The sequence below is a fragment of the Streptomyces diacarni genome, from assembly GCF_003323715.1.
Taxonomy (GTDB): domain Bacteria; phylum Actinomycetota; class Actinomycetes; order Streptomycetales; family Streptomycetaceae; genus Streptomyces; species Streptomyces diacarni.
This window is the reverse complement of the sequence record NZ_QOIN01000057.1, coordinates 53,159-64,129: the sequence shown is the minus strand read 5'-3', so window position 1 is coordinate 64,129 and position 10,971 is coordinate 53,159. Positions and strand designations below refer to the sequence as shown.

Sequence of the window (10,971 nt, the reverse complement as noted above, 5' to 3'; positions counted from 1 at the left end):
GTACCGGGCGGTGGCCAGCCGCTACGACAAGCGCGACTACATCTTCAACGGCACACTCGCCGTCACAGCGATCAACATCTGGCTCCGCGACACCGTCCAAGAGCCATCAGAAACGGCCTAGCGGCCTCTGGCGGCGATTGAGGCCGCGCTGGGGCAGGTGGCGCTGCATCACCTGGATCAGTGCTGGTCCGCACCGACGTGCCGGGCGGTGAGTGGTTTCCGGGACTGGCTGACGGGTACGGCATCGCGATCTGGGCCGGGGCCGGTCCCAGGGCCGGCGCCGGAGTCTGGATCGGGGTCGTGCGAATTGACCAGACGCACCGTCCCCTCACCGGCGAGCTCGGCCAGCAGCCGCTGCGTGTGGAGCCTGGCGGTTTCGTCGTGCTGTGTGGCGGCGGCGAATGCTTCGACCGCGGGCGGCGCCGTGCAGGTGAGCTGCGCGTGATGGTGGACCGCGTCGCCGATGTGCAGGAGCTCCCGGCCCCTGAAGGCGTCGTCGACGAGTACCCCGGCATGTCCCGGGGAGTGGCCGGACAGCGCGACCAGACGGATCGAGGCCGGGAGACCGTCGAGTCTCCAGGAGGCCTGTCCCCGCCAGTCGGCCGCGGGCACGGGCGCCGGAGCCCACACCACGCCGTGCGCCCACTGCGCGGGGATGACACGACCCTCTCCTTCCTCGACGGCGGAGCGGCAGGCGCTCGTGGTGTGAACCCGGGCCGAGGGGAAGTCGGAGAGCCCGCCGACGTGGTCGCGGTGGTGATGAGTCAAGATCACGTCGGAGACGTCCCCCGGATCGAAACCCAGCGAGACGACATGGGCGATCAGCGTTTCATCGGGATCGAGAGCCGGACCGACCTGAGCGATCCAGTCCTTCCCCAGGCGAAGCTCGGGGGACTCGATATCTCCGCGCCCGATCCCGGTGTCGACGGCGACGAGCCGGTCCTCCAGCTCGATCAGGAGGCATCTGCAGACGAAGTGGGGCACCCCGAAGACGGCTTCCCCACCGGGGACGTCGAGGGTTCCGCAGTTGAGTTCGTGGATTCGCACGCGGTGGACGGTAGAAGTTCGCGTCGACACGAAGTCAAGGACGATGGGTCCATGCGCACTCAGCTACTGCGAATCGGCGAGGCGGCCGCACGTCTCGGGGTCTCCACGCACCTCCTCCGGCACTGGGAGGCCGAAGGGCTGATCACCCCGCATCGGACCGCGGGCGATGCCCGACGCTACGACCCGGAGCTGCTGGACGCGCTCTCGATCGCAGTCAAATGCCGGCAAGCCGGCCTGCCGCTGAACGTGATCGCCCAGTTGCTGAACGGCCGGCGAGAAGACCGCAGACACCTCATCGCGCAGCAACGCGACGTGATCGACCGGCAACGCGCCCGACTCGAACGGACCGCGACCTTCCTCGATCACGTGCTGGACTGTTCCCACCCCGTCGTCCGCGAATGCCCAGAGTGCCGGGACTTCGCGTCCTCGACGGCGTGACCCGCGGCGTCGGTCGCCGCCGGGAGAAAGCGACGAGGGCCCCGACCGTCACCGGTCGGGGCCCTCGTTCATCCTGCTCACAAGCGGTAGCGGTGGGATTTGAACCCACGGAGGAGTTGCCCCCTCACTCGCTTTCGAGGCGAGCTCCTTCGGCCGCTCGGACACGCTACCGAGAGGAACTCTAGCCCACTGAGGGCCCTGGGTCGAAATCGGTTGGAGGGCCCGCGGGGGGTGTGGGGGGTGCGGTGCGGAAGAAGGTGGTGAGGAGGGTGGCGCACTCCTCGGCCAGTACCCCGTTCACGACCTCCGGCCGGTGGTTGAGGCGGCGATCGCGCAGGGCGTCCCAGAGGGAGCCGGCGGCGCCCGCCTTCGTGTCGGGAGCGCCGTAGACGACGCGCGCCACCCGGGAGAGCACGGCCGCCCCTGCGCACATCGTGCAGGGCTCCAGGGTGACGACCAGTGTGCAGTCCGTCAGGCGCCAGCTGTCGCCCCGCTTTCCGGCCGCCGCGCGCAGGGCGAGGACCTCCGCGTGCGCGGTCGGATCGCCGTCCGCCTCACGGGCGTTGTGCCCTGTGCCGAGTACGGCACCGTCCGGCCCGAGGACGACGGCGCCGACCGGTACGTCCCCCGTTCCCGGTGCCCGTTCGGCTTCCGTCAGCGCCAGTCTCATGGGCTCGCGCCAGCGGTCGCGCACCGGGTCAGGGGAGGACGGAGGGGAGGAGGCCGTGACCGCCGGCCGCTCGGCCTCGTCGTGTGCGGGGGTCATGGGTCCAGTGTCGCGCCCGGGACGTGCCCCCGGCACCGCGGACCGGCCCGGCCCGGGACCAGACACGCATCCGGGCCGGGCCGGCGACGGCTGTCCGGTGTGTCGGCCCGGGCCCGGCCGGCCCCCGCGTCGGGCCCGGGCCCGACGCGGTCAGCGCACGGACTCCAGCACGTCCGTACAGCCCAGGGCCTCTGCGACCTCGGCCAGCGCGTCCTCGGGGACGAGTGAGAGCAGCGCCTTGCCGCCCATGCCCAGGTCGGAGAGGACGTCCGGGTCGCCCAGCGGTCCGGCGGGTGCGGTTTCCGCGTCGGCGGCGGCGGTGCGCTCGGCCTCTTCGTCGTCGTTCTCGGCGCCTTCCGGCTCCCCTTCTTCCGTGCCGTCCAGGTCCACGAGTTGGTCGAGCGCGGAGGGGTCTTCCGGCTGGCGGCCCAGCAGCTCGTCCGACAGCAGTATTTCGCCGTACGAACTGCGCATCGCCGCCGCGGCGTCGGACACGTAGACGCGCGGGTCGTCCTCACCGTCCACGCGGACGACGCCGAACCATTCCCCCTCCTGCTCGATGCAGACCAGCACTGTCTCGTCGTCCGTCGTGGCCTCCCGGGCCAGGTCGGCCAGGTCGGCCAGGGTCTCCACATCGTCAAGCTCTGTGTCGCTCGCTTCCCACCCGTCTTCGGTGCGCGCGAGCAGCGCGGCGAAATACACCGTGACTCTCCCACTGATTCAAGAGGTGCCCGAGTGCTGACGAGGACCGTGCCCCGCCCCATCGGGCATCGTGGCAGAAACCCGGGCTGTGCGAAGGGTCTTCGACAGTGCGTCGCCGTGCTGTTTGCCCGACTGTTGCCCGAACGTTCATCCGCGCCCCCGCCTGCGACGACTCACTGTGACAACTCGCGACGCAGAGCTGTCCACGGAGCGCGTTCCGGCTCGGGCCGCTTGGGCGCTCCCCGGCGGGGTGCGCGTCCGGCTCACCAGTGGACAGGCGCCGGGCTCACCAGCGGAACGTGCGCATCCGCAGTGCCTGCCGGCGCCTTCGGGCGGCGCGCGAACGGCGCGGGTGGACGCGTTCGCGCAGTTCCTTCGCCTCGTTCAGCTCTCGGAGAAAGCGGGCACGACGGCGCAGCCGCTCCGTGTCCGTGGGGGCTTTCCGGTCCGCCCTGTCCCTGTCCGGCTGTTCCGCACGGTCGGTACGGCGGTCCTGGCGGTCCGGTTCCCCGGCCCGCCGCCGTGGCTGCCGGACGGGCTTCGACGCCGCTTTCGGCGCCTGGGCACTCGACGCCTGGGCATCCGACGCCTCGGCTTCTGCCTGTGTCATACGCACACCTCCGGTGTACCTGGCCACCTTCCCCGGTGCGCCGGTGGTACGCCCGTGCGCCCCCGCTCTCGTTCGTCCGTGCGCCCCGGCTCTCGTTCGCGGTGCGGCAGGCGATGAGACCGGCAGGGGTCCCGGCGGGGCCGGGTGGGCGGGGCCTCGGATACTGTCGAAGCATGCGGACCCACGTCGTCGACCATCCCCTTGTCGCGCACAAGCTCTCCACCCTGCGCGACGCGCGCACCGACTCGCCCACCTTTCGCCGGCTGGCGGACGAGCTGGTGACCCTGCTCGCGTACGAGGCGACCCGCGACGTGCGCGTCGAGGAGGTCGGAATCACCACGCCGGTGACCCGGACGACCGGCGTGCAGCTCTCCCGTCCGCGCCCCCTGGTGGTGCCGATCATCCGTGCGGGGCTCGGAATGCTGGAGGGGATGGTCAGGCTGCTGCCGACCGCCGAGGTCGGCTTCCTCGGGATGATCCGCGACGAGGAGACCCTCCAGGCCTCCACGTACGCGAACCGCATGCCCGACGACCTCTCCGGGCGCCAGGTCTACGTCCTCGACCCCATGCTCGCGACGGGCGGCACGCTGGTGGCCGCGATCCAGGAGCTGATCCGGCGCGGCGCCGACGACGTGACGGCGCTCTGCCTGCTGGCGGCCCCGGAGGGCGTGGCCGTCATGGAGCGCGAGCTCGCGGGGACGCCGGTCACCGTGGTGACCGCCTCGGTGGACGAGCGCCTCAACGAACAGGGCTTCATCGTGCCGGGGCTCGGCGACGCGGGCGACCGGATGTACGGAACGGTGAGCTAGCGCCTCCGCGCGCTCCCACAGGCCGTCCCACCCCATCTGTCCCCCGGTATCGCCCGTACGGCGGTTTCCGGCTCAGCAGGTGGTGGGGTCGTGCGGCGTGGAGGCGGACGGTCGGGGTGCCGCTGGTCCGGCGAGAGCGGCCGTGGCGGCCTTCTCCTCGGTCAGCTCGGTGAACTTCTCACCGAGGACGAGGTCGAGCGCGTCGCCGTCCCGCTCGTCGTAGCGGATCTCCTCGCCCTTCAGCTGGGTGGCGAGGGTTTTCAGACGCGCCGTGTTCTCCGCGCCCGGGGCGCCGATGAGAACACCCGTTCCCTTGATCTCCTTGGCGAGCTCCGCGGGTGCGTTGGCCACCTTGCCGACGGTGAAGCCGCGCTTCTCCAGCTCGTCGGCGGTGTCCCTGGCCAGGCCCGTACGTGAGGTGGCGTTCAGGACGTTGACGGTGACGTCACCGGGCTTCGGCAGGTGCGCGCTGCCGCGGGCGCCGGGCCGGACGGCTGCGGCCGGGGAGGCGCAGTCGGCGGCCTTGGCGTTGCCGGCGTCGGCGGCCTTGGTGGGCGCGTCGGCGGAGAAGATGTCGACGAGCTGGAGTGTGCCCCATCCCAGCACGGCCAGGGCCGCCGCTCCCGACAGCGCGACCGCGAGAACTCTCCCCCTCCGCCGTGGCCTGCGCATCCGCGGGTAACGGTCGCCCCTGATGCGGTACTTCCCGCCCAGGCCCGGAGGAGTGAGCATGCTCATGTGCGCAGGGTAATGGCCAAAGGCAGTACTGCCTACTAGATGATCAACGACTCGTCAGGACACGCACCCGAACGGGGGATACGGACACCTCTCCGCCCGGACATGCGTACGCAGCAGGGCGGTGCTCAGTCGAGTTCGAGTACGCGCGCGTGCAGCACCTGGCGTTGCTGGAGGGCCGCGCGGACGGCGCGGTGCAGCCCGTCCTCCAGGTAGAGGTCCCCTTGCCACTTGACGACGTGGGCGAACAGGTCGCCGTAGAACGTCGAGTCCTCGGCGAGAAGCGTCTCCAGGTCGAGCTGGCCCTTGGTGGTGACGAGCTGGTCAAGGCGCACCGGTCGCGGGGCCACATCCGCCCACTGACGGGTGCTTTCCCGGCCGTGGTCGGGGTACGGCCGCCCGTTTCCGATTCGCTTGAAGATCACACGGAAAGCCTACCGGGCCACCGGTACCGGGCGCAGCCTCGCGACCGTGGCGCAATCCGGACGATCTACCCGTAAAGCGGGGGGAAAGCGGGCAGGGCGTGAGTGGCCGGACGAGGACGGTGGTGGCGGGCCCGCACCACCGTCGGGTGGAGGGGCCGTCACGGCGTTTCGTTGTCCACAGCCTGTGGACAACGAAACGCCGCCGAGGCCGTGCGGCGTCTCCCGGCGCGACCAGACGTCCCTTGTGGCGACTAGCGGAACAGGCGTGCCCCCTTGTAGGGGCCGTACGCCGGCCCGGTCGGGGCGGCGGTCGTCCGCGCGTCGGCCGGCCGGCCGGTGCCGCCGGGCAGCCCGCTGGTATCCCAGGCGTAGTGGCCGACGGCGTTGGCGATCGCCTTCACGTTGGCGTCGAACGCGCGCATGTCGATGTTGTCGAGGGTGTCGCAGGCCTGGTGGTAGCAGCCGTCGTAGGCGTCACCCGCCGTACCGCCCCACAGCTTCTGCTCCTCCGCGGTCTTCACACCCTCCGCACCGGTGAACGTGCCGCCCGACGGAATGCCCGCCGCGATGAAGGGACCGTAGTCGGAGCGGCCGTCGAAGTCGGTGCCGCGCGTCGGGAGTCCGCGGGTGGCGAGGAAGTCCACCAAGTCCCTCTCCAGCGTCGCCGACCCCTTCGGCCCCGGACCCGAACCGGTCTCGTCCGAGTCGTCGCCGTCGTAGGCGAACACCCCGTAGTTCGGGCTCGCGATCATGTCGAAGTTCAGATAGAGCGCGATTTCTTCGCGCTCACCCTCCGGAAGCTGCTCCACGTAGTGCTCAGCGCCGAGCAGGCCCAGCTCCTCGGCGCTCCACAGCGCGAAACGCACCTTGTTGGCGTGCCTGCCCCTGTGATCGGCCCTCGCCAGTTGCAGCGCCGCCTCCAGGACACCCGCGGAGCCCGACCCGTTGTCGTTGATGCCGGGCCCCTCGGGCACGGAATCCAGGTGGGCGCCGAGCATCACCGTATGGTCCGCGTCACCGCCCCGGGTCTCCGCGAGGACGTTGTGCGTCGTGCGCTGCTCCTGGAACTCGCGCACCTCCAGATTGACGGTGACCCCGCCCTTCCCTGCCTGCCGTGCCAGCGCCTCACCGTCGGCCCGGGTGATGCCGCCGGTCGGGATGCGGGCGTCGTCGGGGCTGCCGAGGGTTCCGTTGAGCGCGCCGTCCTCGTTGTTGTAGATGACGGCACCGACCGCTCCGGCCTCCGCGGCCACCGCCTGCTTCTGCGCGAACGAGCACGAGCCGCGCTGGATCAGCGCGATCCGCCCCTCGAACGTGCCCTGCGCGTAGTCGGCCGCGTCGCAACCGCTGGAGCCGTCCGCGTCCACGGGTACCGCCGCCACGGGCGCCTCCACGCCCCCTTCCGGCGTGCTCTTCGTGTACGTCATCAGCGTGAGCGGGACATCGTGCTGCGCGGGTCCGAGCACCGTCAGTTTCTCGGCGAGGGTCTCGCGGAACGTGAACTCGAACTCCTGGAACGCCACCTTGTAGCCGGCCGCCTTCAGCAGGGCGCCCGCGTACGCGGCCGAACGGTCGTGCCCCCGGGAACCGGCGCCCCAGTTGCCGTCGCTGACCCTCGCGAGCGCGCTGAGGGCCGTCAGGTGCCGGCGCGCCCCCTTCGCACCGGTGCGGTGCACCAGCTTCCTGGCGAGCTTGTCGCCCTCCTTCGCCGCGTCCGAGTGCGGATGCGGACGGGAATGGGGACGCGGGGGCTGGTGCGGGGTGGCACCCGCCGGGGTGGAGGCGAGGAGGAGCGGGGTCGCGAGGGCTGCCGCCGCGACGGCGGCGACCGTGTTACTGGCGCATCTCTTGCGGAAGAGGCCGAGGGACGAGCGGGAACGGAGCGGTACGGACACAGTCGTGGTCCTTTCGGGGAACGGCTGTTCGGCGTGTGGTGCTCCATGTCCGTGGGGCGTCCGGCATACGGACGCGCGGACTCGGTGAGAGGGAAGCTAGCGGGCGCCGGGCCCGGAGGGAACGCCCGTACGGGCACGCGGCGTGTGGGCCCGCCGCGTGGGGGAACACCGCTGGGGCGCCTGGGGCACGCTCCGGCTTTCGAGGCCCGGGGGCACATGGGGAAAGCGCCCCGTACGCACTCCTGCTCCGGGCGCCCGCGGGCCGGGTGCCCGCGGGCCGGCGGGTCGGCTGCGTGCGTGCGGCCCGTGTACCCGCAGACCGGGTGTCTGCGGGCTGGGTGCTCGCGCTCCCGCGTACCTGCGCTCCGGGTACCCGCCGACCGGGCACATGCGCTCCGGGCGCTCGCGTGCCGCGCGCTCATGCACTGAGTGAGCGCGCGCTCGCGTATCGGGTGAGCGCGCGCTCGCGCATCGAGTGGTCGGGAACGGTGGGTGAGGGGGGCGCGTTGGTAGCGTGTAGCGTCCGATACGGCCCGTGTGCTGTCCGCGTCGCCCTCCCCCAGCCCCCGGCCGGGAGGTGCCCCCAACTCGCGCCCCTGATCAGGAGCCCTCCGTGACCAACCTCGCCCTAGGACCCAGCTGGCTGGATCCGGACTTCCTGATCAACACGTTCGGCCCGGTCGGGATCCTGGCGATCGTCTTCGCGGAGTCGGGCCTGCTCATCGGCTTCTTCCTGCCCGGCGACTCGCTGCTGTTCACCACGGGCCTCCTGATCGTGACCGACCAGCTGGACATGCCGCTGTGGCTGATGTGCCTGCTGATCGTGCTGGCCGCGGTGCTCGGTGACCAGGCGGGCTATCTGTTCGGGAAAAAGGTCGGCCCCGCGCTGTTCAGGCGGCCGGATTCCCGGCTGTTCAAGCAGGAGAACGTCGAGAAGGCCCACGAGTTCTTCGAGAAGCACGGCCCCAAGTCGCTGGTGCTGGCTCGTTTCGTGCCGGTCGTCCGCACGTTCACGCCGATCATCGCGGGCGTGAGCGGGATGCGGTACGGGTCGTTCGTCCTCTTCAACGTCATCGGCGGCACCCTGTGGGGAGCCGGCGTGACCCTGCTGGGCGCCGCGCTCGGCCAGATCGACTTCGTCCACGAGCACATCGAGCTGATCCTCGTCGGCATCGTGCTGCTGTCGGTCGTCCCGATCGTGATCGAGTACCTGCGCAACCGCGGTAAGGGCTCCGCGAGGAACGACGCGTCCTCCGCCGCGCCCGCGCCCGACGAGGCGCACCCCCAGACGCCGGGCGCGCCCACCGGTGACCACGGCCACGGTCACGGCCACCCTGGTCCGGGCTACGGTCCCGGCCCCGCTCAGCACCCCGGCAACCACAACGCGCACGGTGCGTACGCGCCGGAGCCGGGCGCTGCCCAGCCGGGTTACGGGGCGGGTCGTCCTGGGGCCGGGCCCCAGGACCCGAACGCTCCCTACGGTCACGGTCCTGGCCGGCCTCAGCAGCCTTACGGTCCGGGCGCGGGCAACCCGCCGGGGGCCTACGGTCCCGGCCCGGGGTACGGCGCGCCCGGCAGCCCTGGCGCCCCGGGGGCTCCCGGAGCGCCTGGTTCCTACGGGCAGCAGGGACACCGTCAGGGCCCCAACGACGAAATCGGCGCGCCCTACGGCGACGGTGCCCCGGTGTACCCGGGCCCGCACGACGGCGCGGCGCCGCAGGACCCGTACGGGCGGGGCGGCACACCCCAGGCCCCCGCCGCCGGTGACCCGTACGGCGGGGACGGCGGACCGCACGGCCCCTCCGCGCCGCCTCAGGACCCGTCGGGACCGCCCCGGGATCCGTCGGCGCCGTCGGAGGACCCGTCGGGTTCGCAGAACCGTCCGGGCCGCGGCCGCCACGCCCGTCGCTAGAAGGTCCGGGCCGGTCTGCCGTTGGAGGGTTCCGGGCCGGCCCGTCGCCTGTCGCCAGGGGTTTCGAGCCGGCCTGCCGCTGTCGCCTCGGGCCACAGCGGTTCGTGTGGTGCGAGCAAAGTACCGGGCCCCGGCACCGCGATCGCGGTGCCGGGGCCCGTGCGCTGTGGGCGTCGCGCGTGCCGGTCAGGCGGGGGGTTCCGCGTAGGACGGCCGGTCCGAAGCGGTCCCGTTCCCCGAGGACTCCTGGGAGGCCGCGGAGGTCGGGGCGGTGTCGGAGGGGGGCTCCTTCGTGGTGGAGGGACTTGCCGGGATGCGTGAGGTCTGGCCGGTGAGCAGGGGGGAGAGTACGGCCAGGATGAGGACGTACCCGGCGATGAAGGGGGCGAGGCGGTCGTCGAGGCCGGCGGCCGCGGCCATGGCCGCGAGGATGAGGGAGAACTCGCCACGGGCCAGCAGCGTGGTGGCGACGTTGGCCGCCGGCCGTGCTCCGAACGCGTAGATGCGGGCGGTGCACACGCCCGAGAGGACGTTCATCGCCAGGGTCAGGGCCACTGCCAGGAGGACGGGCACGAGGACCGTGGGCAGGTCGCCGGGGTCGATGGACAGGCCGAAGCCGAAGAAGAAGATGGCGCCGAAGGCGTCTCTCAGCGGGTGGACGAGTTCGCGGATGCGGTCGCCCGAGGCGGTGTTGCCGAGCATGAGGCCGACCATGAAGGCGCCGATGGCGTCGGCGACGCCGAACTCCTCCGCGACACCCGCGACCAGCACGGCTGCGCCGAGGAAGGAGATGACGAGGAGTTCGTTGTCCCGGGTGGCGAACAGCCTGTTGATCACGCGGTTGCCGAAGCGGGCCGCGAGCCCGAGTACCAGGAGGAAGGCGAACGCCTTGGCGATCTGGAGCAGCGCCGTGCCCGCCTCGTCGGCACCGGTGAGCACGGGCTGGAGCGCCGCCAGGTAGAGGGCGAGGAAGATGTCGTCGACGACGATGATGCCCAGGATGGGTTTGGTCTCGGCATTGCCGAGGCGGCCGAGGTCGACCAGCGTCTTGGTGACGATGGCCGAGGAGGAGATGCCCAGCACTCCGGCGAGTACCAGCGCCTCGGAGGTGCCCCAGCCGAGGGCGAAGCCGAAGCCGAGGCCGGCGCCGACGTTCAGGACGAGGTAGATGCCGCCGGCGAGCGCCATTTTGCGGCCGCCTGCTTTGAGGTCTCCCACGTGGAACTCGAGCCCGAGGTAGAAGAGCAGCAGGACGAGCCCGAGGGTGGAGAGCATTTCCAGCTCGTGCGGGTCGTCGACCAGGACGTAGCCGGGGGTGTGGGGGCCGAGAAGGATCCCGGCGAGGATGAACAGGGGGATCGTCGGCAGTCCGATGCGGTTGCCGAGGCGGGCGAGGACAGCGGCGGCGACGAAGGCGCCGCCCATGGCGAGCAGGGTGTCGGCGTGGCCCATGCTCAGTCCCCCGGGGAGATGAGGGGCGTGCGGGCAACTGCGGGATGGTCGGGCGTCGGCAAGCTGATGGCTCCTCCTGGCGTCCGGCCTCTTGCACATGATCAGGCAAAGAGGTAGTCAAGAAAGCGTTAATAGTTACTTTACCAAACCAATTCCACAGGGTGGCGGGCCGGACGACAG

General features: G+C 71.5%; 11 protein-coding genes and 1 tRNA gene. 3 read left to right on the top strand and 9 right to left on the bottom strand.

Going from position 1 to position 10,971, the window contains the following annotated elements; all coding sequences use genetic code 11:
* Nucleotides 1–177 precede the first annotated feature (177 nt).
* Complete coding sequence (locus tag DTL70_RS28195; protein WP_181861117.1) at nt 178–1,047, bottom strand: MBL fold metallo-hydrolase; 870 nt, start codon at nt 1,045–1,047, stop codon at nt 178–180.
* Between the two features lie 51 nt (nt 1,048–1,098).
* Between DTL70_RS28195 and DTL70_RS28190 the strand changes: the two genes are divergently transcribed.
* Nucleotides 1,099–1,485: a MerR family transcriptional regulator gene (locus DTL70_RS28190; protein WP_114024831.1), complete on the top strand. Its 387-nt coding sequence runs from the start codon at nt 1,099–1,101 to the stop codon at nt 1,483–1,485.
* Nucleotides 1,486–1,569: 84 nt separating this feature from the next.
* Here DTL70_RS28190 and DTL70_RS28185 read toward each other — a convergent pair.
* From DTL70_RS28185 to DTL70_RS28170, 4 genes are all read right to left on the bottom strand, one after another.
* A tRNA-Ser gene (locus tag DTL70_RS28185) sits at nt 1,570–1,656 on the bottom strand.
* Nucleotides 1,657–1,666: 10 nt separating this feature from the next.
* Nucleotides 1,667–2,251 (bottom strand): tRNA adenosine(34) deaminase TadA, encoded by a 585-nt coding sequence (gene tadA, locus DTL70_RS28180; RefSeq protein WP_114024830.1) that lies wholly within the window; start codon nt 2,249–2,251, stop codon nt 1,667–1,669.
* Nucleotides 2,252–2,401: 150 nt separating this feature from the next.
* A complete protein-coding gene (locus DTL70_RS28175) occupies nt 2,402–2,953 on the bottom strand; it encodes a tRNA adenosine deaminase-associated protein (protein ID WP_114024829.1) in 552 nt (183 codons plus the stop codon).
* 286 nt (nt 2,954–3,239) lie between these two features.
* On the bottom strand, nt 3,240–3,563 hold the full coding sequence (locus DTL70_RS28170; RefSeq protein WP_114024828.1) for a hypothetical protein: 324 nt from the start codon (nt 3,561–3,563) through the stop codon (nt 3,240–3,242).
* 173 nt (nt 3,564–3,736) lie between these two features.
* Between DTL70_RS28170 and upp the strand changes: the two genes are divergently transcribed.
* Nucleotides 3,737–4,372, top strand: a complete 636-nt coding sequence (upp, locus tag DTL70_RS28165) for a uracil phosphoribosyltransferase (protein ID WP_114019193.1) — start codon at nt 3,737–3,739, stop codon at nt 4,370–4,372.
* A gap of 72 nt (nt 4,373–4,444) precedes the next feature.
* Here the strand turns inward: upp and DTL70_RS28160 are convergent, their stop codons facing one another.
* The 3 genes from DTL70_RS28160 to DTL70_RS28150 all read right to left on the bottom strand — a co-directional run bounded on the left by DTL70_RS28160 (nt 4,445) and on the right by DTL70_RS28150 (nt 7,427).
* Nucleotides 4,445–5,110 carry a LytR C-terminal domain-containing protein gene (locus tag DTL70_RS28160; RefSeq protein ID WP_114024827.1) on the bottom strand — a complete coding sequence of 222 codons (666 nt, stop codon included), beginning with the start codon at nt 5,108–5,110 and terminating at the stop codon, nt 4,445–4,447.
* Nucleotides 5,111–5,235: 125 nt separating this feature from the next.
* A complete protein-coding gene (locus DTL70_RS28155) occupies nt 5,236–5,532 on the bottom strand; it encodes a type II toxin-antitoxin system VapB family antitoxin (RefSeq protein ID WP_003999914.1) in 297 nt (98 codons plus the stop codon).
* A 251-nt stretch (nt 5,533–5,783) separates the two neighbouring features.
* The gene (locus tag DTL70_RS28150; protein WP_114024826.1) at nt 5,784–7,427 is read right to left on the bottom strand and encodes a M28 family metallopeptidase; all 1,644 of its coding nucleotides are present in this window, start codon (nt 7,425–7,427) and stop codon (nt 5,784–5,786) included.
* A gap of 613 nt (nt 7,428–8,040) precedes the next feature.
* Between DTL70_RS28150 and DTL70_RS28145 the strand changes: the two genes are divergently transcribed.
* A complete protein-coding gene (locus tag DTL70_RS28145; RefSeq protein WP_114024825.1) occupies nt 8,041–9,339 on the top strand; it encodes a DedA family protein in 1,299 nt (432 codons plus the stop codon).
* A gap of 186 nt (nt 9,340–9,525) precedes the next feature.
* On the opposite strand, the gene DTL70_RS28140 is transcribed toward DTL70_RS28145, so the two are convergent.
* On the bottom strand, nt 9,526–10,764 hold the full coding sequence (locus DTL70_RS28140; protein WP_114024843.1) for a cation:proton antiporter: 1,239 nt from the start codon (nt 10,762–10,764) through the stop codon (nt 9,526–9,528).
* Nucleotides 10,765–10,971 lie beyond the last annotated feature (207 nt).